Source organism: Micromonospora sp. HK10 (assembly GCF_000982955.1).
Lineage (GTDB): Bacteria > Actinomycetota > Actinomycetes > Mycobacteriales > Micromonosporaceae > Micromonospora.
Genome location: NZ_KQ058821.1, coordinates 34,992 through 60,789, shown reverse-complemented (window position 1 = coordinate 60,789; position 25,798 = coordinate 34,992). Strand labels below are relative to the sequence as shown.

Annotated in this window: 23 protein-coding genes and 1 pseudogene; 7 read left to right on the top strand and 17 right to left on the bottom strand. The window is 73.4% G+C overall.

Going from position 1 to position 25,798, the window contains the following annotated elements; all coding sequences use genetic code 11:
* Positions 1–112: 112 nt before the first annotated feature.
* The 3 genes and pseudogenes from LQ51_RS32740 to ruvC all read right to left on the bottom strand — a co-directional run.
* Positions 113–323, bottom strand: a pseudogene (locus LQ51_RS32740) (Holliday junction branch migration DNA helicase RuvB); the annotation flags it as partial.
* A gap of 106 nt (positions 324–429) precedes the next feature.
* A complete protein-coding gene (gene ruvA / locus LQ51_RS14450; RefSeq protein WP_046566066.1) occupies positions 430–1,032 on the bottom strand; it encodes a Holliday junction branch migration protein RuvA in 603 nt (200 codons plus the stop codon).
* Positions 1,029–1,556: a crossover junction endodeoxyribonuclease RuvC gene (ruvC, locus tag LQ51_RS14445; protein WP_046566065.1), complete on the bottom strand. Its 528-nt coding sequence runs from the start codon at positions 1,554–1,556 to the stop codon at positions 1,029–1,031. Before ruvC ends, ruvA begins: the two co-directional genes overlap by 4 nt.
* Positions 1,557–1,740: 184 nt before the next feature.
* On the opposite strand from ruvC, the gene LQ51_RS14440 reads away from it, so the two are divergent.
* Both LQ51_RS14440 and LQ51_RS14435 read left to right on the top strand, forming a co-directional pair.
* A complete protein-coding gene (locus LQ51_RS14440) occupies positions 1,741–2,523 on the top strand; it encodes a 3-hydroxybutyrate dehydrogenase (RefSeq protein ID WP_046566063.1) in 783 nt (260 codons plus the stop codon).
* 14 nt (positions 2,524–2,537) lie between these two features.
* Positions 2,538–4,457 carry a helix-turn-helix domain-containing protein gene (locus LQ51_RS14435; RefSeq protein WP_046566061.1) on the top strand — a complete coding sequence of 640 codons (1,920 nt, stop codon included), beginning with the start codon at positions 2,538–2,540 and terminating at the stop codon, positions 4,455–4,457.
* Positions 4,458–4,568: 111 nt separating this feature from the next.
* Here the strand turns inward: LQ51_RS14435 and LQ51_RS14430 are convergent, their stop codons facing one another.
* The 9 genes from LQ51_RS14430 to dnaE form a co-directional block, all read right to left on the bottom strand.
* Complete coding sequence (locus LQ51_RS14430; protein ID WP_046566060.1) at positions 4,569–5,177, bottom strand: TetR/AcrR family transcriptional regulator; 609 nt, start codon at positions 5,175–5,177, stop codon at positions 4,569–4,571.
* A gap of 11 nt (positions 5,178–5,188) precedes the next feature.
* A complete protein-coding gene (locus tag LQ51_RS14425; protein ID WP_046566058.1) occupies positions 5,189–6,757 on the bottom strand; it encodes an MFS transporter in 1,569 nt (522 codons plus the stop codon).
* 253 nt (positions 6,758–7,010) lie between these two features.
* Positions 7,011–8,087, bottom strand: coding sequence for a branched-chain amino acid ABC transporter permease (locus tag LQ51_RS14420; RefSeq protein WP_231605746.1), 1,077 nt, complete (start codon positions 8,085–8,087; stop codon positions 7,011–7,013).
* Complete coding sequence (locus LQ51_RS14415) at positions 8,084–8,965, bottom strand: branched-chain amino acid ABC transporter permease (RefSeq protein ID WP_046566056.1); 882 nt, start codon at positions 8,963–8,965, stop codon at positions 8,084–8,086. The genes LQ51_RS14420 and LQ51_RS14415 overlap by 4 nt, the downstream gene beginning before the upstream one ends.
* 66 nt (positions 8,966–9,031) lie before the next feature.
* Positions 9,032–10,288, bottom strand: a complete 1,257-nt coding sequence (locus LQ51_RS14410; protein WP_046566054.1) for an ABC transporter substrate-binding protein — start codon at positions 10,286–10,288, stop codon at positions 9,032–9,034.
* A 40-nt stretch (positions 10,289–10,328) separates the two neighbouring features.
* Positions 10,329–11,021 carry an ABC transporter ATP-binding protein gene (locus LQ51_RS14405; RefSeq protein ID WP_046566051.1) on the bottom strand — a complete coding sequence of 231 codons (693 nt, stop codon included), beginning with the start codon at positions 11,019–11,021 and terminating at the stop codon, positions 10,329–10,331.
* Complete coding sequence (locus tag LQ51_RS14400) at positions 11,008–11,769, bottom strand: ABC transporter ATP-binding protein (RefSeq protein WP_046566106.1); 762 nt, start codon at positions 11,767–11,769, stop codon at positions 11,008–11,010. Before LQ51_RS14400 ends, LQ51_RS14405 begins: the two co-directional genes overlap by 14 nt.
* Before the next feature lie 702 nt (positions 11,770–12,471).
* Entirely contained in the window at positions 12,472–13,509 is a 1,038-nt protein-coding gene (locus LQ51_RS14395; protein ID WP_046566049.1) for an aminotransferase class V-fold PLP-dependent enzyme, read from the bottom strand.
* Positions 13,510–13,594: 85 nt separating this feature from the next.
* The gene (gene dnaE / locus LQ51_RS14390) at positions 13,595–17,128 is read right to left on the bottom strand and encodes a DNA polymerase III subunit alpha (protein ID WP_046566048.1); all 3,534 of its coding nucleotides are present in this window, start codon (positions 17,126–17,128) and stop codon (positions 13,595–13,597) included.
* Positions 17,129–17,333: 205 nt separating this feature from the next.
* On the opposite strand from dnaE, the gene LQ51_RS14385 reads away from it, so the two are divergent.
* From LQ51_RS14385 to LQ51_RS14375, 3 genes are all read left to right on the top strand, one after another.
* Positions 17,334–17,675, top strand: coding sequence for a PadR family transcriptional regulator (locus LQ51_RS14385; RefSeq protein ID WP_046566046.1), 342 nt, complete (start codon positions 17,334–17,336; stop codon positions 17,673–17,675).
* Complete coding sequence (locus LQ51_RS14380; RefSeq protein ID WP_046566045.1) at positions 17,672–18,619, top strand: permease prefix domain 1-containing protein; 948 nt, start codon at positions 17,672–17,674, stop codon at positions 18,617–18,619. The genes LQ51_RS14385 and LQ51_RS14380 overlap by 4 nt, the downstream gene beginning before the upstream one ends.
* Before the next feature lie 258 nt (positions 18,620–18,877).
* The gene (locus tag LQ51_RS14375; protein ID WP_046566043.1) at positions 18,878–19,417 is read left to right on the top strand and encodes an RNA polymerase sigma factor; all 540 of its coding nucleotides are present in this window, start codon (positions 18,878–18,880) and stop codon (positions 19,415–19,417) included.
* Between the two features lie 148 nt (positions 19,418–19,565).
* Here the strand turns inward: LQ51_RS14375 and LQ51_RS14370 are convergent, their stop codons facing one another.
* Positions 19,566–20,972 (bottom strand): serine/threonine-protein kinase, encoded by a 1,407-nt coding sequence (locus LQ51_RS14370; RefSeq protein WP_046566105.1) that lies wholly within the window; start codon positions 20,970–20,972, stop codon positions 19,566–19,568.
* Positions 20,973–21,160: 188 nt separating this feature from the next.
* On the opposite strand from LQ51_RS14370, the gene LQ51_RS14365 reads away from it, so the two are divergent.
* Together LQ51_RS14365 and LQ51_RS14360 are read left to right on the top strand one after the other, a co-directional pair.
* The gene (locus LQ51_RS14365) at positions 21,161–21,736 is read left to right on the top strand and encodes a hypothetical protein (protein ID WP_046566041.1); all 576 of its coding nucleotides are present in this window, start codon (positions 21,161–21,163) and stop codon (positions 21,734–21,736) included.
* A 105-nt stretch (positions 21,737–21,841) separates the two neighbouring features.
* Positions 21,842–22,417: a hypothetical protein gene (locus LQ51_RS14360; RefSeq protein WP_046566040.1), complete on the top strand. Its 576-nt coding sequence runs from the start codon at positions 21,842–21,844 to the stop codon at positions 22,415–22,417.
* A gap of 67 nt (positions 22,418–22,484) precedes the next feature.
* On the opposite strand, the gene LQ51_RS14355 is transcribed toward LQ51_RS14360, so the two are convergent.
* The 4 genes from LQ51_RS14355 to LQ51_RS14340 all read right to left on the bottom strand — a co-directional run bounded on the left by LQ51_RS14355 (position 22,485) and on the right by LQ51_RS14340 (position 25,769).
* Complete coding sequence (locus tag LQ51_RS14355; protein ID WP_046566038.1) at positions 22,485–23,234, bottom strand: YebC/PmpR family DNA-binding transcriptional regulator; 750 nt, start codon at positions 23,232–23,234, stop codon at positions 22,485–22,487.
* Between the two features lie 261 nt (positions 23,235–23,495).
* Entirely contained in the window at positions 23,496–24,158 is a 663-nt protein-coding gene (gene pdxT / locus LQ51_RS14350; RefSeq protein ID WP_046566036.1) for a pyridoxal 5'-phosphate synthase glutaminase subunit PdxT, read from the bottom strand.
* Positions 24,159–24,219: 61 nt separating this feature from the next.
* On the bottom strand, positions 24,220–25,137 hold the full coding sequence (pdxS, locus tag LQ51_RS14345; RefSeq protein ID WP_082159420.1) for a pyridoxal 5'-phosphate synthase lyase subunit PdxS: 918 nt from the start codon (positions 25,135–25,137) through the stop codon (positions 24,220–24,222).
* A gap of 128 nt (positions 25,138–25,265) precedes the next feature.
* Entirely contained in the window at positions 25,266–25,769 is a 504-nt protein-coding gene (locus LQ51_RS14340; RefSeq protein WP_046566035.1) for a hypothetical protein, read from the bottom strand.
* Between the last annotated feature and the right edge of the window lie 29 nt (positions 25,770–25,798).

The following is a 25,798-nucleotide window of genomic DNA, read 5'->3' as shown; positions in this document are numbered from 1 at the left end:
TGCACGGCGGTCACCCGGGCGCTCACGCCGGTCCGGGTGATGACCCGATCTCCCACGACTATGTCACCGAGCCGTCGCCGTGACCCGTCCTCGAGCAGCACGAGGGCGTCCACCGAAACAGGCTTACCCAGGCCAGGCGGCCCGGAGAGCAGGATGTGGTCGGGTGGGGAGCCGCGCCGCATCGCGCCCTTGAGCAGCAGGTCGAGCTGGTCGCGGACCCGGTGCTGGGCGATGAACTCCTCCAGCCGCTTCGGCCGGACGCTGGCCTCCGCGTCCAGTTCCCCGTCGCCGACGTACGCCGAGACCAGGTTCTCGCCGCTCATGAGCTGATCTTCATTCGCGACTGCGGGGCTCGCAAAACCGGCTCAAGCGCGCGTTCCGGCTCGGCCGCGTCCCACGCGAGCCGCCCCGGAACGCGCGTCCTCGCGCTCATCGGGTCCGGCCCAGCAGGCGGATGGCCTGCTTGAGCAGGACCGGCACGGGGGGCACCTCGCCGTCGACGGTCTCCGCGACGGCGGCCACCGCCTGCTCGGCCTGGCCGGCCGTCCAGCCCAGCCCGACCAGCGCCTGGCGGACCTGCTCGGGCCAGGCGCCCACGGTCACCCCGGCGGCGCCGTCCGGCCCGACCGGCACCGGACCGATTCGGTCGCGCAGCTCCAGCACGAGGCGCTCGGCGCCCTTCTTGCCGATGCCGGGCACCCGGGTCAGCGCGGCCGTGTCGGCGTTGGCGACGGCCTTGCGGACCGCGTCCGGGGTGTGCACGGCGAGCACCGCCTGAGCCAGCCGGGGACCCACCCCGCTGGCGGTCTGGAGCAGCTCGAAGAGCTGCTTGGCGTCGTCGTCGGCGAAGCCGTAGAGGGTGAGCGAGTCCTCCCGTACCACCAGGCTGGTGGCGAGCCGCGCGGGCTGGCCGACCCGCAGGTCGGCGAGGGTGGCCGGGGCGCACTGCACGGCGAGGCCGATGCCACCCACCTCCACCACCGCGTGGTCCGGTGCGGTCGCGATCACCGTGCCGCGCACGCTGGCGATCATCGCAGTCCTCCTCGTCGTGCCCGCTCGGCCGCGGCGGCCAGCTTGGATCGGGTGCCGCCGCGCCAGATGTGGCAGATGGCCAGGGCCAGGGCGTCGGCGGCGTCGGCCGGCCGGGGCGGCTCGGGCAGCCGCAGCAGCCGGGTGACCATCGTGGTCATCTGCGCCTTGTCGGCCTGACCGGAGCCGGTCACCGCCGCCTTGACCTCGCTCGGCGTGTACGTCTGCACCGGCAGGCCGGCCCGCGCCCCGGCGAGCACGGCGATCCCGCTGGCCTGGGCGGTGCCCATCACGGTGCGGACGTTGTGCTGGGTGAAGACCCGCTCGACGGCGACCGCGTCCGGCCGGTGCTCGGCCACCAGGTCGGTCAGCGAGCGGTCCAGGTGCAGCAGGCGCAGCGGCAGCTCGTCGGCCGGGTCGGTGTAGACGACGTAGTAGGCGACCAGCGTGCAGGGCCGCCCCGGCACGCCCTCGACCACGCCGACCCCGCACCGGGTCAGCCCCGGGTCGACGCCGAGCACCCGCACGCCGCCTCCTCCCCGAGCCACCAGCAGTACGTGTGTTCGACACCCTACTGGTGCCGCCGGACGGCGGTCGGGCGGGACACGCCCACCGGTCCGGGCGGGCCGCAATCCGCCACACACTGAATCGGTCGAGTATGTGTCGCAGCCCCATGTGCCGCCGGCCACCGCAGCTCGTAGCTTGTGCGCCATGACGGCAGAACCCGTGGCGGTCCCCCACGTCGTACGCGTCGACCTCTCCGGTCGCAGCGCCCTGGTGACCGGTGGTGGCAGCGGCATCGGACGGGCCTGCGCCCTGCGCCTGGCCGCCGCCGGCGCGGCGGTGCTGGTGGTGGACCGCAACGTGGCGGCGGCCAAGGCGGTCGCCGCCGAGGCGGGCGGAAGGGCCGAGGGGATCGACCTGGCCGACCCGGCGGCGGTGGACACGCTCGACGTGGCCGTGGACATCGTGGTCAACAACGCCGGCCTGCAGCACGTGGCGCCGGTGCAGGACTTCCCCACCGAGCGCTTCGAGTACATCCAGCGGGTGATGGTGGAGGCACCGTTCCTGCTGATCCGGCGCGCCCTGCCGCACATGTACGCGGCCGGCTGGGGCCGGATCGTGAACATCTCCTCCGTGCACGGGCTGCGGGCCTCGCCGTTCAAGGCCGCCTACGTCTCGGCCAAGCACGCCCTCGAAGGGCTGTCGAAGGTGGTGGCGCTGGAGGGCGCCGCGCACGGGGTGACCGCCAACTGCATCAACCCGGCGTACGTGCGGACCGCGCTGGTGGAGAGCCAGATCGCCGACCAGGCGGCCAGCCACGGCATCGGCGAGGACGAGGTGGTCGAGAAGATCATGCTGGCCCGGGCGGCGATCAAGCGGCTGATCGAACCGGAGGAGGTGGCGGAGCTGGTGGCGTACCTCTGCTCGCCGCCGGCCGCGTTCATCACCGGCGCCTCGATCGCCCTCGACGGGGGCTGGACGGCCAACTAGTGGCCGCGCGCACAATGTCGGTCATGTCGTCGCCGGTCGAGTTCCTGGAACTGCTGGCCCGGGAGGCCGCCGCCGTCGAGTTCGAGGGCCCGCTGGTCGCCGCCCGGGCGGCCGGTCTGCCCGCCGACCGGCTGGCCGAGCTGGAGCAGGCCAAGGTGGTGGCGCTGCGGGTCCGCGCGCTGCTGGAGCGCCGCCGGCGCCGGGAGACCGAGCTGTCCGGCCTGTACGACACGGCCAGCGACCTGGCCGGGCTGCGCGACGTGGACGACGTGCTGCGGGCGATCGTGCACCGGGCCCGGATCCTGCTCGGCACCGACGTGGCGTACATGACGCTCAACGACGAGGAGCGCGGCGACACGTACATGCGGGTCACCGACGGGTCGATCTCGGCGCGGTTCCAGCGGCTGCGGCTGGAGATGGGCGACGGGCTGGGCGGGCTGGTGGCCCAGACCGGCACCCCGTACGTCACCTCGAACTATCAGGAGGACGACCGGTTCAAGCACACCGGGGAGATCGACGGCGGGGTGGGCGAGGAGGGCCTGGTGGCCATCCTGGGCGTGCCGCTGCGGCTCGGGTCCAGCGTGATCGGCGTGCTCTACGCGGCCAACCGGTCGGCCCGGCCGTTCGCCCGGGAGGAGGTGTCGCTGCTGGTCTCCCTCGCCGCGCACGCGGCGGTGGCGATCGACACGGCCCGGCTGCTGGCGGAGACCCGGTCGGCGCTGGAGGAGCTGTCGGCGGCGAACAGCACGATCCGGGCGCACAGCAGCTCGGTGGAGCGGGCGGCGGCCGCGCACGACCGGATGACCGCGCTGGTGGTGCGCGGCGGCGGGATGGAGGACGTGGCCGCGGCGGTCACCGAGGTGCTCGGCGGGGCGCTGCTGGCGCTGGACGCCGAGGGGCGGCGGCTGGCCCGGGTCGGCGAGATCGAGGAGCCGGACCGGGCCGACATCGTCGAGGCGGTGGCCGCGTCCCGGACCGAGGGGCGCAGCGTGCGCCGCGGTCCGCTCTGGTACGCCGCGGTGGTGGCCGGCGCGGAGAACCTGGGCGCGCTGGTGCTGCGCCCGGACGGTGAGCTGGCCGACGCCGACCAGCGGATCATGGAGCGGGCCGCGCTGGTCACCGCGTTGCTGCTGCTGTTCCGCCGGACCGTGGCCGAGGCGGAGGGGCGGGTGCGCGGCGAGCTGCTGGACGACCTGATCGCCCGGCCGCTGCGGGACGCCGACGCGCTGCGCAGCCGGGCCCGCCGGCTCGGGGTGGACCTGGACGCGCCGCACGTGCTGGTGGCGGTCGGCGACGACGCGTTCGCCGCGACCGGTTCGGCCCGGCAGCGGGTGCTCTCCTGGGCCACCACGTACGCCTCGACCCGGGGCGGGCTGGCGGCGGCGCGCGACGGCCGGGTGGTGCTGATGCTGCCGGGCCGGGACGCGGGCGGGGCGGCGCGGGCGGTGGCCCGGGACCTGTCCCGGGTGACCGGTCGGCCGGTGACCGCCGGGGCCAGCGGCCCGTCGAGCGGGCCGGCGTCGTTGGCGACCACGTTCGCCGAGGCGGAGCGCTGCCTGACCGCGCTGGGCGCGCTGGGCCGCGCCGGGCAGGGGGCGAGCACCGCCGAGCTGGGCTTCGTGGGGCTGCTGCTGGGCGCGGTGGGCGACTCGGGCGACCGGGACGTGGCGCGGTTCCTCACCGCCACGGTGGGTCCGGTGCTGGACTACGACGCCCGCCGGGGCACCGCGCTGGTGAAGACGTTGGAGGCGTACTTCGGGGTGGGCGGCAGCCTGGCCCGGGCCGCCGAGTTGCTGCACGTGCACGTCAACACGGTGACCCAGCGGCTGGAGCGGGTCGGCCAGCTGCTCGGCACGGACTGGCAGCGGCCGGAGCGGGCCCTGGAGGTGCAGCTCGCGCTGCGCCTGCACCGGCTGCGCGCCCCGGAGAACTGACCCGTCCGGGGCCGCCACCGGCCTTGGGACCAGCGAGCGCACCGCCCCCGGAGCCACGCCGGCCGCCACCGGCTCCGGGGCGAGGCAGGCGGGGCACCGGCCGGGCCGCGCTCAGCGGGCGCGCAGGCCGTCCAGGACGCTGTCCACGACGCGCTCGGGCAGGATCCGGTCGTCCAACTCGGGGTGCCAGCGCAGTACCCGCTGGAGCAGCATGGGGCCGCTGAGCAGCGCCATGGCCAGCTCGATGTCGAGGTCGGCGCGGAGTTCGCCGCTGTCCACGCCGCGGCGCAGCACCTCCCGCATCAGCTTCCGGCGCGGCGCCACGATGTTCTGGTAGAGCTGGAAGTGGTCGGGGCTGCGGTTCACCTCGGGCACCAGACATGGCATGATCTTGGCCGCCCGAGGGTCGACGTTGTGGCCGACCGCGCCGACCAGCAGCACCAGGTCGTCCCGGACGGACTCCCCGGCGGGCTGCGGTGGGACCCCCTTGAGCCGGCCCAGCGCGTCCATCAGCAGCGCGTCCTTGCCCGGCCAGCGACGGTAGATGGTGGCCTTGCCGACGCCGGCGCGGGCGGCGATCGCCTCGATGGAGAGCGCCTCGAGGGTGCTGCCCTCGGCGAGCAGGTCGAGGGTGGCCTCGATGATCGCCTCGTCCGCGCGGACGCTCCGCGGTCGCCCGGGCGACCGCGGAGCATCTGCGGTGGAGTTCATGTCAGACATTGTCGCCGAACCTACGCGGTCCCGGCCAACTCCGGCTCGGTGGCCGGCCGGGCCGCGGCCGGGTCAGCCGCCGGGCGGGCCGGCATCCAGCGCACCGCGATCACGACGCCGAGCAGGGCCACCACCGCGGAGAACCCGGCCGCCCAGTGCATCGCCGCCACGAACGAGTCGTTGGCCGCCGCGATCAGCCGGGGCGCCACCGGTCCGAGCTGGGCCGCGGCCGCGTACGCGCCGGAGATGGACTCCTCGGCGGCGTCCCGGGCCGGGGCGGGCAGACCGCCCAGCGCGGAGGCGATCTCGGACCGGTAGACCGCGGAGAGCACCGAGCCGAGCACCGCGACGCCCAGCGCGCCGGCCACCTGCCGGACCGTGTTGCTGACCGCCGACCCGACGCCGGCCTTCTCCCGGGGCAGCGCGGACATGATCGATTCGGTCGCCGGCGGCATGATGTTCGCCATGCCGACGCCCTGCACGAAGGTCAGGACCAGCACCATCCAGATCGGGGTGACCGCGTCGACGAGGACGAAGCCGCCCAGCGACACCGCGGTCAGCACGAGGCCGACCACCGCGACCGCCCGGCCGCCGAACCGGCGGACCATCGCCGCGCTGCGCGGGGCGAAGAACAGCTGGGCGGCGGCGAAGGGCAGGAAGAGCAGGCCGGTCTCCAGCGGGCTGTAGCCGCGCACCAGCTGCAGGTAGAACGCGTTGAAGAACAGCACGCCCATGGCCGCGAAGAAGACCAGCCCGACCAGCGCAACCGGGGCGGCGAACCGGGGCACCCGGAACAGGCGGACGTCCAGCGACGGGTGGTCGCTGCGCAGCTCGTGGGTGATGAACCAGCCGAGCACGGCGAGCCCACCGGCGATCGCGGCCCAGACCTGCGGCCGGCCGAAGCCGTGCTCGCCGCCGTCGATGATGCCGTAGGTGAGGGCGACCAGGCCGACCACGGAGAGCAGCACACCGAGCAGGTCGACCCGGCCCGGCTTCGGGTCGCGGGACTCCGGGACCAGGGCGGCGACCAGCACCACCCCGAGCAGGACAACCGGCACGTTGATCAGGAAGACCGAGCCCCACCAGTAGTGCTCGAGCAGGGCGCCGCCGAGGACCGGGCCGATCGCCACGGCGAGGCCGACCGCGCCGGCCCAGACGCCGATGGCCCGGCCCCGCTCGCGGGGGTCGAAGACGTTGGAGATGATCGACAGGGTCACCGGCATGATGGCGGCGCCGCCGATGCCCATCAGCGCGCGGGTGACGATGAGCTGGGCCGGGTCCTGGGCGTACGCGGAGAGCAGCGAGGCGAGCCCGAACAGGACCAGACCGATCATGAGGAAGCGCTTGCGGCCGAGGCGGTCGCCGAGGACGCCGAAGGTGAACAGCAGCCCGGCGAAGACCAGGGTGTAGGAGTTGATCGCCCATTCCAGCTCGCCCTGGCTGGCCCCGAGGCCGTGCACCGGGTCGGCGAGGGTGCGCAGGGCGACGTTGAGGATGGTGTTGTCGAGGACGACCACCAGGAGGCTGATCACCAGCACCCCCAGGATCGCCCACCTCCTCGGGTGTCCGGTGTTCCCGGTCAGTTCCACGCGGTTTCTCCCCCCGGTTCACCCGCATCGAAATACGATACGGGGCAGACTCGTAACGCTGACGAGCCTAGGTGAGAAGGTTTCGATACGGAACCGGTTCGTATCGTTTGTGGTCCAGGTCACCCCCTCCGGCCACCGGACCGTCGACCCATGAGACGAACCCCCGGCGGCACGCGGCCGTCGGGGGTTCGTCGGTGCGGTGGCGTCGGCCCGCCACCCGGGCAGGATCAGCGGCGCCGCGGCCCTTGCTGGATCAGCGGCGCCGCAGCCCCTGCCGGCGCAGCGCCCAGTGGGCGACCGTGCCCCAGATGCCGCGCCGGAACAGCAGCACCACCAGGACGAAGATGCCGCCGGTGACCAGGCCGATCGCCTCGAACCCGGAGAACGACAGCCAGTCCTCCAGGCGCACCACCAGGGCCGCGCCGAGCACCCCGCCCCACAGCGTGCCGATGCCGCCGAGCACCACCACGATGACCGCCTTGCCGGAGGTGGTCCAGTGCAGCACGTCCAGCGAGACGAACCGGTGGCCGACCGCGAAGAGCCCGCCGCCCAGCCCGGCCAGGAACCCGGAGAGCACGAAAGCGGTCAGCTTGTAGCGGTGCACCGGATAGCCGAGCGCGCGGGCCCGGGCCGGGTTGTCCCGGATGCCGACCAGCACCCGACCGAACGGCGAGTGCACGATCCGCCAGGCCGCGGCGAGCCCGAGCAGCACGATCGGCAGGACCGCGTAGTAGAAGTAGTAGTCGTCGGTGAGGTCCAGCCCGAAGAACTCCCGGGGCACGCCCTGCAGGCCGTTCTCGCCCTGGGTGACCGACCGCCACTCGTTGGCCACGTAGTAGACCAGCTGCGCGAAGGCCAGCGTGACCATCGCGAAGTAGATCCCGGTCCGCTTGACCGCCAGGTAGCCGATCGGCACCGCGAGCAGCGCCGCCGCCAGCGCCCCGGCCAGCACCGCCAGCGGGAAGGGCAGGCCGGCGTGGATCGCGACGAGGCCGGTCACGTACGCCGAGGTGCCCCAGAACGCGGCGTGCCCGAAGGACATCAGCCCGGTGAAGCCGAGCAGCAGGTCCACCGAGACGGCGAAGAGCGCCCAGCAGAGGATGTCCACGGCCACCGCCGGATAGAGCCCGTTGGGCAGCCACAGCGCCGCCAGCAGACCGGCCGCGAGCAGGGCGTACCGGACCCAGCCGGGAGCCCGGGCCACGGTGAGCAGCCCGGACGGGGGCGCCGGGCGGGCCGCCTGCCCGGCGGGGGTGTCGACGGCGCTGCCCGGCGCCGGACCGGTCGGCGGCTGCGGGGCTCGCAGGCCCGGCTCACTGCTCGTGCTCATGCCGGGGCCTCCTCACGGCCGAACAGGCCGGCCGGGCGCCAGAGCAGCACCGCGGCCATCACCACGAAGACGACGGTCTGCGACACGATCGGGAAGTCCGACAGGTACGCCTCGCCCCAGGCCTGGACCAGGCCGATGCCGAAGCCGGCCGCCACCGAACCGAAGATGGAGCCGAGGCCGCCGATCACCACCACCGCGAACACCACGATGATCAGGTCGGCGCCCATCAGCGGGTTGACCGCGCGCATCGGGGCCGCGAGGACCCCGGCCAGCCCGGCGAGGGCGATGCCGAAGCCGAACACCGGGGTGACCCACCGGCCCACGTCGATGCCGAAGGCCCGGGTCAGCTCCGGCCGCTCGGTGGCCGCCCGGACCACCGTGCCGATCCGGGTCCGCCCCAGCACCCACCACACGGCGACGCAGAGCAGCACCGTGAAACCGAGGATGAAGACCCGGTACGTGGGGAAGTCGAAGAGCCCGAAGTCGACGGTCCCGCTCAGCTCGGCCGGCGTGGCGTACGGGCTGGACTGCACGCCGTACCGGGACTTGACCAGGTCCTGGAGGATCAGCGTCAGACCGAAGGTGAACAGGAAGTTGTAGAGCGGGTCCAGCCGGGCCAGCCGGTGGATCACCGCCCGTTCCAGCGCCATGCCGAGCAGGCCGAGCGCCAGCGGCATGATCACCAGGGCCGCCCAGAACGGCACGCCCGCCTCGGCGAGCAGCACGTACGCCCCGAACGCGCCGAGCATGTAGAAGGCGCCGTGGGCGAAGTTCACCACCCGCAGCATGCCGAAGATGACCGCGAGCCCGAGGGCGAGCAGGGCGTAGAACGCCCCGCCCACCAACCCGTTGAACGTGTTCTGCAGGAAGCCCGACATCCGCCCGTCACCTCGCCGTCGTCGGTCGCGACCGTGCGGCGCGCAGAGCCGGCTCGCTCCGCGCGCTCACAGCTTGCAGTCGGCCGACGGGGCGCGGAACGCCTCGGCCGCCGGGATGGTCTTGAGGATCTTCACGTAGTCCCACGGCTCGCCGACCTCGGCCTGCGGCTTCACCTGGGCCAGGTAGGCGTCGTGGATGACCCGGTGGTCCTCGGCGCGGATCTTGCCGTTGCGCAGGAAGAGGTCGTTGATCTCCTTGCCCTCCAGCCCCTTGACCACGGCGTCCGCGTCGTCGGTGCCGGCGGCCTGCACGGCCTCCAGGTACTGGGTGGCCGCGGAGTAGTTGGCCGCGTGGGCGAACGACGGCCGGGTGCCGGTCTCGGACTGGAACCGGTCCGCCCACGCCCGGTTCTGCTGGTCGAAGTTCCAGTACCAGGCGTCGGTGTAGGTGGTGCCGGCCAGCGCGGCCGGGGTGAGCGAGTGGATGTCGGTGATGAACATCAGGCCGACGGCCAGCCCGACGCCCTTGTCCCGGAGCTTGAACTCGTTGTACTGCTTGACCACGTTGACCAGCTCGGCGCCGGCCTGCATGGTGCCGAGCACCTGCGGCTTCGGGTTCAACGTGGGCGCCTTGAGCAGGAACGACGAGTAGTCGCCGCTGGTGTTCGGGAACGGCGCGCCGTCCTTGCCGACCACCTGGCCGCCGGCCGCGCTGATGGCCGCGGAGAAGCTCTTCTCCATGTCCTGCCCGAAGGCGTAGTTCGGGTAGAGGATGTACCAGTTCTTGCCGACCTGCTCGGTGGTCACCGTGCCGGTGCCGTGCGCCAGCATGTAGGTGTCGTACGCGTAGTGGAACGTGTACTTGTTGCAGCTCTTGCCGGTCAGGTCGGTGGTCGCCGCGCCGATGTTGAAGTAGAGCTTCTTCTTCTCCTTAACCACGTCGGCGACCTTGAGCGCGGCCGAGGAGGTCGGCACGTCCAGGATGGCGTCGACGCCCTTGCGGTCGTACATCTCCTGGGCCTTGCTGTTGGCCACGTCCGGCTTGTTCTGGTGGTCGGCGGTCTCCACGGTGATGTCCTTGGTCACCGCCTTGTCGCCGTACTTGGCCTTGAAGTCGGCGATGGCCAGCTCCACGGCCTTGACCGAGTTCCGCCCGGACAGCTCCGAGTAGGCCCCGGACTGGTCGTTGAGCACGCCCAGCACGATCTTGTCGCCGGTCAGCTTCGAGTCGCCGCCGGACTGCGGACCACCGCCGCCGCAGCCGGCCACCAGCAAGGCCGCCGCCGACGCCGCGGCCACACCCACGCTCCTACGCATGTCCATCCCCTTCGTACCGCGCGGTCCGCGCGGGTCAGCCGTCGTGTCAGATGCCGAGGTACGCCAGCAGCTCGCGCTCCCGCGAGCGCACCTCGGAGTTGTCCATCGCCGCCGCGACGCGTCCCTCGGCCAGCAGGTAGTGCCGGTCGGCGACGCCGGTGGCGAAGTGCAGGTTCTGCTCGACCAGCAGCACGGTCACGCCGTGCCGTTTGGCCTCCCGCAGCAGGTCGCCGACCTGCCGCACGAGCAGCGGCGACAGGCCCTCGGTGGGCTCGTCGCAGAGCAGCAGCCGGGCGCCCATCCGCAGCACCCGGGCCAGGGCGAGCATCTGCTGCTCGCCGCCGGAGAGCAGGGTGGCCGGCGAGTCGCGCCGGGTGTGCAGGGCCGGGAACGCCGCGTAGATCCGGTCGAGGGACCACGGGTCGGGACCCACCCGGGGCGGCAGGGTCAGGTTCTCGGTGACGGTCAGGGTGGCGTACGCGCCCCGGTCGTCGGGCACCCAGCCGAGCCCGGCCCGCGCCCGCTGGTACGCCGGCAGCCGGGTGATGTCCCGACCGTCGAGGGTGACCGTGCCCCGCTGGCCGGAGTGCAGCCCCATCACGCTGCGCAGCAGGGTGGACTTGCCGGCCCCGTTGCGGCCGACCAGGGTGACCACCTCGCCGGCGGCCACCTCCAGGCTCACCTCCCGCAGCACCTGCGCCTCGCCGTACCAGGCGGAGAGGTTCTCAATGCGCAGCATCCGCGGCTCCCAGGTAGGCGGTGATGACCCGCTCGTCGGCGCGGACCTGCTCGTAGGGCCCCTCGACGAGCACCTTGCCGGCCTGCAGGACGGTGACGGTGTCGGCCAGCCGGCCGACGACGCTCATGTTGTGCTCCACCAGGACCACGGTGCGGCCGGCGCGGACCGTGGCGATCAGGTCGACGGTGCGGTCGACGTCCTCCAGTCCCATGCCGGCGGTGGGCTCGTCGAGCAGCAGCACCTTCGGGTCGAGGGCGAGGGCGAGGGCCAGCTCCAGGGCCCGCTTGCGCCCGTACGCGAGGGCCTCGGCGGGGGCCTCGGCCAGCTCGGCGAGGCCGACCATGGCGAGCAGCTCGTCGGCCCGCTCCCGGTAGCGGCGCATCAGCTTCGTCGAGCGCCAGAACCGCCAGCCCAGCCCGGTGCCGGACTGGAGCGCCAGCTCGACGTGCTCGCGGGCGGCGAGCTGCGGGAAGAGACTGGTGATCTGGAACGAGCGGGCCACCCCGAGCCGGGCGACCCGTTCCGGGGGCAGGCCGGTGACGTCCCGTCCGGCCAGCTCTATCCGCCCGCCGCTGGCCGGCAGGAAGCCGGTGAGCAGGTTGAACAGCGTGGTCTTGCCGGCACCGTTCGGCCCCACCAGGGCGTGCACGGACTCCGGCGCCACGTCGAGGTCGACCCCGTCGACGGCCCGGAAGCCCCGGAAGTCCCGGGTCAGCCCGCGGGCCGACAGGATCGCTTGCCCGGCCATCGCCACACCCTCCGCAGGTCCCACCAGGCGGCGGCCAGGTCGGTGACCGGGGTCACAGCGCCGTCGCGTGCAGGAAACCTACGGCGCGTTCACCGGATCGAACCATGTCGACCGGACACACATTCGCCCCCGGGCGGACGGCCTGGCCCGCCATAGTGGGCGGGCCCGGCGGGCGCGCCCGGGTGGCCCGAGCGGCATCGGTCGGCGTCGACATGTGGTGGCCCCACCGGCACGCGGCGCGCTCCGGCCCCGTGCCACCGGAGCGTCCCGCCCGACGACGGCCGGCGGTCCGCGGCACCGGGCGGCGGTAGGGGTCGAGGCGAGGCACGGTCCGGGGTGGACGGCGGGAAACTTGCGCCGCTAGTTTGGGGGTGGCCGCCGCGTCGAGCGGGACCCCTGGGCGTCGCACGTCCGGCGGGGACCCGTCTGCCGACGGTCGAGCGCCGCTCCGCGCGGGCCGGCGCGCCGGCGGGTGGCGGCCCGTTGGCCTGAGCGGGCGCTCCCGCCCGGTCCCGGGGTGGGATCGCCCGCTCAGCTCGTCGCGGGACAACACGCCGCGACGTCGAACTCGGGCGGGCCGGACCAGGCGGGACGCCGCGTCGCGGGACAGCGCGCCGCGGGAAGCCGCGTCGCGGCACGGCGCGGGACGCCGCGTCGCGGGATGGCGCGGGGCAGCCGGTCGGCGCGGGCAGCCGTCGCGGCTCAGCCGGCCAGCGCGGTCAGGGCCAGGTCGACGTCCGCCTCGGTGGTGTAGAGATGGAACGACGCGCGGACCCGGCCGGCCCGCACGGCGGCGCGCACCCCGGCCCGGGCCAGCTTCTGCTGCGCGTCCGGCACCGCCACCGAGACGATCGCACTGTCGCCCGGCGGCCGGCCCAGCCCGGCGAGGAACCGGTTGGCCAGCGCCACGTCGTGCTCGTGCACCGCCGCCAACCCGACCTCGGCGAGCAGTTCGAGGGCGGGAGCCGCGCCGACATAGCAGAACCAGGCCGGCGAGATGTCGAAGCGCCGGGCGTCGTCGGCCAGCCGCAGCGGCAGGCCGTAGAAGGAGTCCTGCGGGTCCTTGCCCGCGTACCAGTTGGCCGCGTCCGGGCGCATCCGCTCCCGCAGCGCCGGGGCCAGGTAGGCGAAGGAGGCGCCGCGCGGCGACATCAACCACTTGTACGCGCCGACCACCACCGCGTCGGCGAGGCTCGCGTCGAAGGGCAGCCAGCCGCAGGCCTGGGTGGCGTCGACCACCACGAACGCGCCGTGCGCCCGGGCCGCCGCGACGATCTCCCGGTACGGCGCGACGCTGCCGTCGGCGGACTGCACCAGGCTGAACGCGACCACGTCGGTGCCCGCGTCGATGGCCTCGACCAGGCCGGCCAGCGGGACCGTCCGCACCCGTACCCCCCGGTCCTCCTGCACCAGCCAGGGGAAGAGCAGCGAGGTGAACTCCACCTCGGGCACCACCACGGTCGCACCGGGCGGCAGCGCGGCGGCCACCGGGGCGAGCAGCTGCGAGGCGGTGCTGCCGACGGTCACGTCCTCGGCGGGTACGCCGACCAGGCCGGCGAAGGCCGCCCGGGAGCGGCCGACGGCCTGGTCCCAGCCCTCGAAGGAGACCCGCCCGCCCCGCCAGTCGGCGAGCACCTCCTGTACCGCCTCCCAGGCGGGGTCGGGCGGCAGCCCGTAGGTGGCGGTGTTCAGCCACCCGGGCTCCGGTTGCCACAGCTTCTGCGCCTGCGCGAGGTCCATGCCTCGACGCTAGCGATCGCCCCCGGGCCACCGGGACAACCAATCCACGGCCAGCGGCCCTCGCCGCGTTCCGGTGGTGCGGGGCTCAGCTGACGTTGGCGGGGCCGAGCACGCTCTTCAGGTCGCCCATCAGCGCCGTGGTGGCGGCCACCCGGAACGGCCCGAGCCGCAGCGTGGTGACCTTGCCGCCGTTGAGCAGCTTGACGTGCACCTCGGTGTCGCCGGGGTGCAGCACCAGGGTCTCCTTGAGCTTCTCCACCAGCGGCGGCGTGCACCGGTGCACCGGGATGGTCAGGGTGACCGGCTTGTTCGCCGGGTTGCTGCTGACGTCCGGCATGGACATGTCCATCGCCATGATCCGCGGCGTGTCGTCGCGCCGGTCGACCCGCCCCTTGACCACCACGATCGCGTCCTCGGCGATGTACTGGCCGATCACCTCGTAGGTGTTCGGGAAGAACAGCGTCTCCACCCCGCCGGCGAGGTCCTCCAGGGTGGCCGAGGCCCAGGCCCGCCCCTGCTTGGTCACCCGGCGCTGCACGCCGGAGAGGATGCCGGCCAGGGTGACCACCGCGCCGTCGGGCACCGCGCCCTCCTCGTTGAGCGCGGCGATGGTGGTGTCCGCGGCGGCGTTGAGGACGTGCTCCAGGCCGAACAGCGGGTGGTCCGAGACGTACAGGCCGAGCATCTCGCGTTCGAAGGCGAGCTTGTCCCGCTTGTCCCACTCCCCCGCGCCGATGGTCGGCATGACCGTGGTGCTGCCGCCGGTGTCCGCGTCGCCGAAGCCGGCGCCGAAGAGGTCGTACTGGCCGACGGCCTCCTTGCGCTTCACGTCGGCGTACGCGTCGATCGCGTCCGCGTGCACGGCGAGCAGGCCCTTGCGCGGGTGGCCGAGGGAGTCGAACGCGCCGGCCTTGATCAGCGATTCGATGGTCTTCTTGTTGCAGACCACGGCGTCCACCTTGGACAGGAAGTCGTAGAAGTCGGTGTAGCCGCCCTTCTCCTCCCGGCACCGCATGATCGAGGCGACCACGTTCGCGCCGACGTTGCGGATGGCGGCCAGGCCGAAGCGGATGTCCTTTCCGACCGGGGTGAACGGCCCGGCCGAGGTGTTGACGTCCGGCGGCAGCACCTGGATGCCCATCCGGCGGCACTCCGACAGGTAGAGCGCCATCTTGTCCTTGTCGTCGCCGACGGAGGTGAGCAGCCCCGCCATGTACTCGGCCGGGTAGTTGGCCTTGAGGTAGCCGGTCCAGTACGACACCAGCCCGTAGCCGGCGGTGTGCGCCTTGTTGAACGCGTAGTCGGCGAACGGGACCAGGATGTCCCAGAGGGTCTGGATGGCCTCGTCGGAGTAGCCGTTGCCGCGCATGCCGTCGCGGAACGGCACGAACTCCTTGTCGAGGACCTCCTTCTTCTTCTTGCCCATCGCCCGGCGCAACAGGTCGGCCTGGCCGAGGCTGTAGCCGGCGAGTTTCTGCGCGGCGCGCTGCACCTGCTCCTGGTAGACGATCAGGCCGTAGGTGGGGCCGAGGATCTCCTCCAGCGGCTCGGCCAGCTCCGGATGGATCGGGGTGATCTCCTGCAGGCCGTTCTTGCGCAGCGCGTAGTTGGTGTGCGAGTTGGCGCCCATCGGGCCGGGCCGGTAGAGCGCCAGGACGGCGGAGATGTCCTCGAAGTTGTCCGGCTTCATCAGCCGCAGCAGCGAGCGCATCGGGCCGCCGTCGAGCTGGAACACGCCGAGCGTGTCGCCGCGGGCCAGCAGCTCGTACGTCGGCTTGTCGTCGAGCGGGAGCTGGAGCAGGTCGACCTTGCGGCCGTGGTTGCTCTCGATGTTCTTCAGCGCGTCGTCGATGATGGTCAGGTTGCGCAGGCCGAGGAAGTCCATCTTCAACAGCCCGAGCGACTCGCACGTCGGGTAGTCGAACTGGGTGATGATGGCCCCGTCGGCGTCCCGACGCATCAGCGGGATGTGCTCGATGATCGGCTCGGCGGACATGATGACGCCGGCGGCGTGCACGCCGGTCTGCCGGATCAGCCCCTCGATGCCGCGTGCGGTGTCGATGACCTTCTTGACGTCCGGGTCGGACTCGTAGAGGCCGCGGATCTCGCCGGCCTCGGCGTAGCGCGGGTGCTTCGGGTCGAAGATGCCGGTGAGCGGGATGTCCTTGCCCATCACGGCCGGGGGCATGGCCTTGGTGATCCGGTCGCCGACCGCGTACGGGTAGCCGAGCACCCGGGCCGAGTCCTTGATCGCGGCCTTCGCCTTGATCGTGCCGAAGGTGGCGATCTGCGCGACCTTGTCCTCGCCCCACTTCTCGGTGACGTACTTGATCACCTCACCGCGCCGGCGCTCGTCGAAGTCGATGTCGACATCCGGCATCGAGACCCGCTCGGGGTTGAGGAACCGCTCGAAGATCAGCCCGTGCGGCAGCGGGTCCAGGTCGGTGATGCCCAGGGCGTACGCGACGAGCGAGCCGGCGGCCGAACCGCGGCCCGGTCCGACCGCGATGCCCTGGCCCTTGGCCCACTGGATGAAGTCGGCGACCACGAGGAAGTACGACGGGAAGCCCATCTGGATGATGACGCCCAGCTCGTACTCGGCCTGCTTGACGTGGGTCTCGGGAACCCCGCCAGGGAACCGGCGGGCCAGCCCCGCGAACGTCTCCCGGCGGAACCAGGACTCCTCGGTCTCCCCCTCGGGGATCGGGAAGCGCGGCATCAGGTTACGGAACTCGAACATCCCGGCGGGGTCGACCTTCTCGGCGATCAGCAGGGTGTTGCGGCACCCCTCCAGCCAGAGCTCGGAGGTGTTCACCGCGCGCATCTGGTCGGCCGACTTGATGTAGTAGCCGCCGCCCTCGAGGCGGAACCGGTTGGGGTCGTCGATGTTGCTGGCGGTCTGCACGCAGAGCAGGACGTCGTGCGCCTCGGCCTGCGACTCGGTGGTGTAGTGCGAGTCGTTGGTGACCACCGGCGGGATGTTGAGCTTGCGGCCGATCTCGGTCAGCCCTTCCCGGACCCGCTTCTCGATGTCCAGGCCGTGGTCCATCAACTCCAGGAAGTAGTTCTCCTTGCCGAAGATGTCCTGGTACGCCCCGGCGACCTTGACCGCCTCGTCGAACTGCCCGAGCCGCAGCCGGGTCTGCACCGCACCGGACGGACAGCCGGTGGTGGCCATGATCCCTTCCGCGTACTCGGCGATCAGCTCCATGTCCATCCGGGGCCACTTGATGTAGTGGCCCTCCATGGAGGCGCGCGAGTTGAGTTTGAACAGGTTGTGCAGCCCGGTCCGGTTCTGCGCCCACATGGTCATGTGGGTGATCGCGCCGTTGCCGGAGACGTCGTCGCTCTTCTGCTCCGGCCGGCCCCACTTGACCCGTTGCTTGTGGAAGCGCGACTCCGGCGCCACGTACGCCTCGACGCCGAGGATCGGGGTGACCCCGGCCGCCATCGCCTGCTTGTAGAAGTCGTTCGCGCCGTGCATGTTGCCGTGGTCGGTCATCGCCACCGCCGGCATTCCCTGCCGGCCGACCTCGGCGAAGAGGTCCTTGAGGCGGGCCGCCCCGTCGAGCATCGAGTACTCGGTGTGTACGTGCAGATGCGCGAACGAATCGCCCATGCGAGGCGCCCCCCAGCTGTGGATCTTGGCGGTCGGAGCCGACCGGGAACCACCCTACCGAGGTCAACTCGGCGGCTCCACCGTCCGCGCCGAGGGTGGTCGGCGTCTCCTTCCGGCCCCGCCGCGCGGCCTCTTCACAGCATTGTGCGAGGCACGCTGATATCGGGCTAGACATTAGTGTGTGGCACACAGTATGGTGTGACACATGGTCAGCGACGAGGTCCTCCGGACCCACCTCCAGGAGCTACGTCGGGGCACGGTCGTGGTGGCGAGCCTGGTCGCCCTGCGCCTCCCCGACTACGGCTACGCACTGCTGCAACGGCTCACCGGCCACGGCTTCCCGGTGGACGCCAACACCCTCTACCCGCTGCTGCGCCGCCTCGAGGAACAAGGGCTGCTGACCAGCGAGTGGAACACCGAGGAAAGCCGGCCGCGCAAGTTCTACCGGACCAGCGAGGAGGGCGAGCGCGTGCTCCAGCGTCTCCTCGGCGACCTGGCCGCCGTACAGACCTCTCTCACCGACCTGATCGAAGGAGCACAGCGATGAGCTCGCTGACCGACCGTTATCTCGCCGCCACCCTGCGGTCCGTGCCGGCCGGCCGCCGCGCGGAGATCGAGACCGAGCTGCGCGGCTCGATCGAGGACATGATCGACGGCCGCCGCGCCGACGGCCGCGACACCGAGGCCGCCGAGCGCGAGGTGCTCAACGAGCTGGGCGACCCCGCGCAGCTCGCGGCCCGCTACGCCGACCGGCGGCTCCAGCTCATCGGCCCGGCCTACTACCTGGCCTGGGAGCGGCTGATGAAGCTGCTGCTCAGCTTCATCCCGGCGCTCGTCGGGGTCGTCGTCGGCCTGGTGGAGGCCTCCGACGGGAACGGGGGTGGCGCGATCGGCGAGGGGATCAGCGCGGCGATCCAGACCGCGGTCCAGATCGCCTTCTGGGTCACCCTGGTCTTCGCGGTGCTGGAGCGCACCAACACCGCGCTCCACCTGCCCGCCTGGACCGTCGACCAACTCCGGGAGGACCACGTCAACCGGCAGATCACCCCGGTCGACACGGTCGCCGCCATCGGGTTCCTGGTGCTGGTCATCGCGTACCTGCCGATCCAGCAGTTCCGCTCGTTCGTGCCCGGCGACGGCCACGGCAACCTGCCGATCCTCGACCCCGCGCTGTGGAGCTTCTGGCTGCCGTTCCTGATCGCCGTGCTGGTCGCGACCATCGGCCTGGAGGTCGCCAAGTTCCGCGCCGGCCGCTGGACCTGGCCGCTGGTCGGGGTCAACGCCGTGCTGGACCTCGCCTTCGCCGTCCCGGTGATCTGGCTGATCTCGACCGACCGGCTGCTCAACCCGGACTTCGTGCACCGGTGGGAGTGGCTCTCCCAGGCGGACAACCTGCACAACGTCGCCACCTTCGTCGCCGTCGGCACCGCCCTGATCACCGCCTGGGACATCATCGACAGCGCGATCAAGGCGTACCGCAATCGGCACTGACCCGCTCGACCCCGCTACGGCCCGGCACCCCCAGAGGTGCCGGGCCGCGGCGCGTGCCGGGCCGGCCCAGCCCCGGCGGCAGGTCGGGGGCGAGCATCCCAGCAGGGTACGGGCGGCCCGGCCGGGCGCCCGGCCGCGTGTCCGGCGAGCCGGTCAGGCAGGAGTCCGGGTTGCGTCGGCTGCCGGACTCGGCCGACCCAGCCGGGCGGCGGCCGCCCTAGCCTGAAGGTGGCCCACCGGCGAGCATTGGACGAGCGGATGCCCCTCCCGGACGGTACCGAGGAACTGGCCCGCGCGGCCGCGCGCGGCGAGCCGGGCGCGCTCGACGCACTGCTGGTCGCGGTGCGGCCGGAGGTGCTGCGGCTCTGCGGCCGGCTGCTGCCGCACCGCGAGGACGCCGAGGAGGCCTGCCAGGACGCGCTGCTCGCACTGGCCCGCGGGATCGGCCGGTTCGAGCAGCGGTCGTCCTTCCACACCTGGCTGTACCGGCTCACCGCCAACCGGGCGCGCTCCACCTACCGGGCGCTGCGCCGGCGCTGGCGGGTGGAGACGAGCGGCGTACCGCTGCCGGAACCGCCCGACCCCCGGCGGACCAGCGTCGTCGCCGGCACCCGGCTGGACCTGCTCGACGCGCTCGACGCAATCCGCGCCGACCTGGCCGAGGCGGTGACGCTGCGGGACGTGCTCGGGCTGAGCTACCGCGAGATCGCCAACCTGCTCGGCCTGCCGGAAGGGACCGTGAAGTCGCGGATCCACGAGGCCCGCCGGCAGGTCCGCGGACGGTTGTCGGATGGTTGAGCCGAGCCGTCGAGGTGGCCTCGGCGCTGCCCAGCGGGCCGGCCAGGGCCGTCCCGGCTGGACCGCCGGGACAACCGTCCACGCCGTACCGGCCCGGGTCGCGGCGGGCGGCGACCGGCCGGTCCCCCCGTGGTCTGACCCCGCCGGCCTAGCCGACCCGCACCCCGGCGAGCAGCGCGTCGACGAACTCGGGCCCACCGGCCGGCGGCGGGGTGAGCTGCACGTAGAGCAGGCCGGCGGGACCGGCGTCGAGCCCGGCCGCCTCGATGATCACCGGCCGCCCCTGCGGGCAGGCGTATGCGGCGACCAGCCAGTCGACGCCGCCCTGCCGGGTGCGCCGCACCGGCGCCGCGGCGCAGTCCGCGTGCGGGCGCTCGGCGAGGAACCCCTCCGGGGTGGTGCGGCGGGCCGTGCCCGCGGAGAGGCCGACGAAGGCGCCGGGCACCTGCGGGTCCGCCGCCCAACGGCCCGGCTCCGGGGACACCACCAGCGCCGGTTCCAGCTCGCCGTCGTCACCGTACTGCCCGGCCCAGCCGGTGCCGTCCGCCCGCCAGCCGGCCGGCAGGACCACGGTGAGCGGCCCGCGGCGCGCCATGGCGGGGGCCGGGGTGCGGCCGGCGGCATCGCCCGCCGTGGCCCCCAGGGCGACGACCAGCACCGCGAGCGCCGCCGAGGCGATCCGTCGGCGGCGGGGGCGCCGCGGGTCGGCGCCACCGGCAGACCCGGCGCCGGCCGGCAGGGGCGGCCCGGCGGGGGCCGTCGCGGCGTGCCGGAGGGCGGTCCGGAACGCGGCGGCGTCCGGGTAGCGGTCGGCTGGGCGGGCGGCGGTCGCCCTGCCGAGCACCGCGGCCACCCCGGGCGGCACGCCGGCCCGCAGCCGCGGCAGCACGCGGCCGGCCCGCCGGTCCACCCGCACGCCGGCCGACGCCGGGGCGTCGGCGAGCAGCCGGAGACCGAGGCGGCCCAACCCGAACACGTCCGCCCGGGTGTCGACGAGCGCCAGCGGGTCGTCCTGCTCCGGCGCCATGTAGCCGGGCGTCCCCGCCCGGGCGGTCAACCCGGAGGCGGCGGCGAGCGCCTTGGCCAGCCCCAGGTCGGCGATGAGCACCCGCTCCGGGCCCGACCCCGACCGGAAGAGGATGTTGCCGGGCGTCAGGTCCCGGTGCACCACCCCGTGCCGGTGCAGCACCGCGACCCCGGCGGCGATCTCGTCCAGCAGCGTCACGGCCGCGTCCGCCGGCAGCGGGCCCCGGGCCAGCCGGTCCCGCAGGCTGCCGCCGTCCGCCCAGGCCAGCACGGCGTACGGGCGCCCGTCGGGCAGCTCGCCCACGGCGTGCACCCGGATCAGGCGATCGTGGTCCAGCCGGCGCAGCAGCCGTGCCTCGTCCAGGAAGCGTTCCCGCACCCGCAGGTCGTGGCTCCAGTTCTCGGCCAGCACCTTGATCGCCACCCGGCCGTCCAGCACCGGGTCGTACGCGAGCCAGACCGTGGCGAAGGAACCCGCGCCGAGCAGCCGCTCCACCCGGTAGGCCCCGATCCGCGTCGGCGCGGTCACCGCATCACCTCCGCCGGTCGCCACCCCCGGCCGCCGTTCCCCCGACGGTAGCCGCCGCACCCGGCCGGTGGCGGACCCCACGGCGTCGCCTCGCGATGGTGCGGCGGGACGGTCGGCAACCCGACGAACCGAACCGACCCGGCCGGCGACCAACCGGACAGGAGAAGCCCCCGGAAGGAGTCCCCGCCATGACCCGCCCCTCGTCCATCATCCACACCGGACGCCGGTCCGCCGGTGCGCCGCCCCGCCGGGGCCACCGGCGCGCCGCCACCGTGGCCGCGCTGGCCGTCCTGGTCGGGGTGCCGGCCTGCGCCGACCGCCCGGTCACGCCGCTGCCGGTCCGGCCGCCGACCCCACCGGTCAGCACCCCAGCCGCGCCGCCGGCCACCGCCACGACAGCCGCCCCGCAGGCGTCGGCCGCCGGCCCGCCGAGCCGGCGCCCCGTACCGCCCGGGCCGACCCGGAGCCGGACGGCCCGGCCCACCGCGTCGACGCCGCCGAGCGCGTGCCTCGGCGCGGTCCGCTACGACCTGGTCCTCGCCGAGACCGAACTGGCCCTGGTGAAGTCGCTCTGTTTCGCCGCCGGCGCGGTGCTGCAGATCCGCGGCATCGGGCCGGGCCTGGTCACGGTGGACCGGATGGACCTGGTCTCCCGCAGCTACGAGGCCGGCGTGGTGAGCATCCGGTTCGTCCGGACCGGCACCGTCGTGGTGACCATCCCGAAGGACGGCCGGACGTACCCGATCACGGTGGTGGTGGTCTGACCGGGCGGCCAGCGCCGTCCCGACCGGACCGGTCGGAACCGACGAACCGAACCCGCCGGGCCGGAGACCAACAGGGCAGGAGAAGCACACGGAAGGAGACCCACCATGTACCGACTCTGGCCCACCATCCTCACCGGGCTGCTGGCCCTGACCATCGTCGCCCCGGTGAGCACCCCGGCCTCGGCCGCGGCACCGGTCGCCCGGGCGACCGCCGATCACCCGCCGGCGACCGCCCCGGCGGTCGAGGTGCTCAGTGTCCGTGGCGCCGGCCCGTACCGAATCGGTGCCCGGCTGGACCGGCTCTCGGCGGCCGGCCTGATCGACTGGACGGCACCCGGCTGCGCCGGCGTGGTGGCCGCCGGCGCCACCGGGGCCTGGGCCGGGGTGATCATGCTGGCCTTCCGCAACGGCCGGTTGGTGTCGGTGGGCACCGCCACCGTCCCGCCCCGCTCTCCGGCCGGCGCGTCGGTCGGCATGTCCTTCGCGGAGCTGGAGCGCATCTACGGGCGGCGCGGCGCGCTGATCCGCAACGACGCCGGGGACGCCGAGGCGTACCTGGTCCGGTTCGGTTCCCGGGTCGAGCTCTACACCGGGCACCCGATCCGCCCCGGGGTCGGCTGGTACGAGGCCGGGCTGGCCTCCCACGTCGAGCGCGCCTTCCGCCGGGGACCGTCCTGCTGAGCGGGCCGGAGACGACGCCGCGCCGGGCGACCAGGTCGCCCGGCGCGGAGCGCGCTCGCGGTCCAGGTCAGCCGACGGCCGCCATCACCTCGTCGCTGACGTCGAAGTTCGCGTAGACGTTCTGCACGTCGTCGCAGTCCTCCAGCACGTCGATCAGCTTGAAGATCTTGCGAGCGCCGTCCTCGTCGAGCGGGACGTTGACGCTCGGGATCAGCGACGACTCGGCCGATTCGTACTCGATGCCGGCGTCCTGCAGGGCGGTGCGCACCGCGATCAGGTCGGTCGGCTCGGAGACCACCTCGAACGCCTCGTCGAGGTCGTTGACCTCCTCCGCGCCGGCGTCCAGGACCGCCATCATCACGTCGTCCTCGGTGGTGCCCGCCTTCGGGACGATCACCACGCCCTTGCGGGAGAACATGTACGACACCGAGCCGGCGTCGGCGAACGAGCCGCCGTTGCGGGTCAGCGCCGTACGCACCTCGGTGGCCGCCCGGTTGCGGTTGTCGGTCAGGCACTCGATGAGCAGCGCGACGCCGTTCGGGCCGTAGCCCTCGTACATGATCGTCTGGTAGTCGGCGCCACCGGCCTCCAGACCGGAGCCGCGCTTGACCGCGCGATCGATGTTGTCGTTCGGGACGGAGTTCTTCTTCGCCTTCTGGATGGCGTCGTAGAGGGTCGGGTTGCCGGCCGGGTCACCGCCGCCGGTCCGGGCCGCCACCTCGACGTTCTTGATCAGCTTGGCGAACATCTTGCCGCGCTTGGCGTCGATGACGGCCTTCTTGTGCTTGGTGGTCGCCCACTTTGAGTGGCCGGACATCTCATACCTCCGTCTGTTGACTCACGCCTGCGTCGACTGTCCGCGCCCGCGCCGGACCGGGACCGCCGGGCGGTCGGCTGGGGGGCGGCGGCGGGCGGTGAGCCCTGCCGAACCAGCGGCAATCCTACCGAGGTGGGGGCCCCGCATGTCACACCCGGCACCCCTGGCGGGCCCGGCGATACGCCGACGGGCGCCGCCGGCGGAGCCCGGCACCGGGCCCCGGAACCGGCCGGCGGACGCCCCGACCGGGGCCGGCCGGGCTCAGCCGGCGGCCCGGACCAGGTCCACGAAGTAGCGGTGCAGCCGCAGGTCACCGGTGAGTTCCGGGTGGAACGAGGTGGCCAGCAGGTGGCCCTGCCGGACCGCGACGATCCGGTCCGCGGCCGGGCCGGACGACGACTCCAGCTCGGCGCGTCGGACGCCACGCGGCGACGACCTGGAGTCGTCGTCGGTAACCCGGCCGAGCACCTCGACGCCGTCGCCGACCCGTTCCACCCAGGGGGCCCGGATGAAGACGGCGTGGAACGGCCCACCCGCCACCCCGGCGAGCCGCACCGGCGCCTCGAACGAGTCGACCTGCCGGCCGAACGCGTTGCGCCGCACGGTCATCTCGATGCCGGCGAAGCCACGCTGGTCGGCCCGGCCGTCCAGCACCTCGGTGGCCAGCATGATCATCCCGGCGCAGGAGCCGTAGACCGGCATCCCGCCGGCGATCCGCTTGTCGATCGGCTCCCGCAGCTCGAAGATGTCGACGAGCTTGCTCATGGTGGTGGACTCGCCGCCGGGGACGACCAGCCCGTCGACCGCGTCCAGCTCGGCCGGGCGGCGCACCGGGCGGGCGTCCGCACCGGCGCCGGCCAGGGCCGCGAGGTGCTCACGCACGTCGCCCTGCAGGGCGAGCACACCGATCTGGGGCACGGTCACCGGTCGTTCCTCTCCACGGGTCGTCGGGCGGGGGCATGCGTCAGGCGATAGCCCCGCCCGCTCACCAGCCCCGCTCGGCCAGGCGGTGCGGCTGCGGGATCTCGTCGACGTTGATGCCGACCATCGCCTCGCCGAGGCCACGGGAGACCTTGGCCAGCACGTCCGGGTCGTCGTGGAAGGTGGTGGCCTTGACGATCGCGGCGGCGCGCTGGGCCGGGTTACCCGACTTGAAGATGCCCGAGCCGACGAAGACGCCCTCGGCGCCGAGCTGCATCATCATGGCCGCGTCGGCCGGGGTGGCGATGCCGCCCGCGGTGAACAGCACCACCGGCAGCTTGCCCGCCACGGCGACCTCCTTGACCAGCTCGTACGGCGCCTGGAGCTCCTTGGCGGCGACGTACAGCTCGTCGTCGGGCAGCGACTGGAGCCGGCGGATCTCCTGCCGGATCCTGCGCATGTGGGTGGTGGCGTTGGAGACGTCACCGGTGCCGGCCTCGCCCTTGGAGCGGATCATCGCGGCGCCCTCGGTGATCCGGCGCAGCGCCTCGCCCAGGTTGGTCGCGCCGCAGACGAAGGGGACGGTGAACGCCCACTTGTCGATGTGGTTCGCGTAGTCGGCCGGGGTCAGCACCTCGGACTCGTCGACGTAGTCCACGCCGAGCGCCTGCAGGATCCGCGCCTCGACGAAGTGGCCGATCCGGGCCTTGGCCATCACCGGGATCGAAACGGCGTTGATGATGCCGTCGATCATGTCCGGGTCGCTCATCCGGGACACCCCGCCCTGGGCGCGGATGTCGGCGGGCACCCGCTCCAGCGCCATGACGGCGACGGCGCCGGCATCCTCGGCGATCTTGGCCTGCTCGGGGGTGACCACGTCCATGATCACGCCGCCCTTGAGCATCTCGGCCATGCCCCGCTTCACGCGGGCGGTGCCGACCAGGGCGGCGGAGTCGGTGTTCGGGGAGGTGGATTCGGACACGGGTCATCGCTCCTCGGACGTACGCGGGGGGTGGCTGCCGTTGATGCTACGACCGGCCCAACGCCGTTCCGACAGCCAATCAAACCCCCGGTGGCCTGCTCTGTGGCCGGCATCACCGGCCCGCCGCCTCAGCCCGTGGGGACGTCCGCCCGCGGCACCAGGGTGGGATCGTCGATGTCGAAGTAGCGGGGCCAGTCGCGGCCCCGCCCCATCCGGAACAGCCGCACCACCGGACGGCCCCGCGCCGTCCGGGCGTCCCGGACCAGGTCGGTGTGCACCTGCCGGGCCAGGGCGAGGCGCCGGCTCGCGGCGATCACCGCCTCGCAGGCCGGATCGTCCGGATCCAGCTCGATCCCGCGCAGCTGCCGGGTCAGGTCGTTCTCGGCGGCCTCGCGCTCCTCCGGGACGGCGTCCAGGGCGATCCGGGCGGCCGCGTACAGCTCCACCCCGTACCGCCGCTCGGCCAACACAGCCGCGGCCGCCGCGCGGCGCAACAGGTGGGCGTCGAGCGCCCGGGCGGCCGACTCCGCCCGGGTCTGCAGCCGCTGGACCCGGCCGGCCGTCCAGATCAGGTACGCCGCGCCGAGGCCGACGACCAGGATCGTGCCCACCACCCACCACATGCCCGGCATCGTAGTGCTGCTCCTCCTCCCGCCCGGCC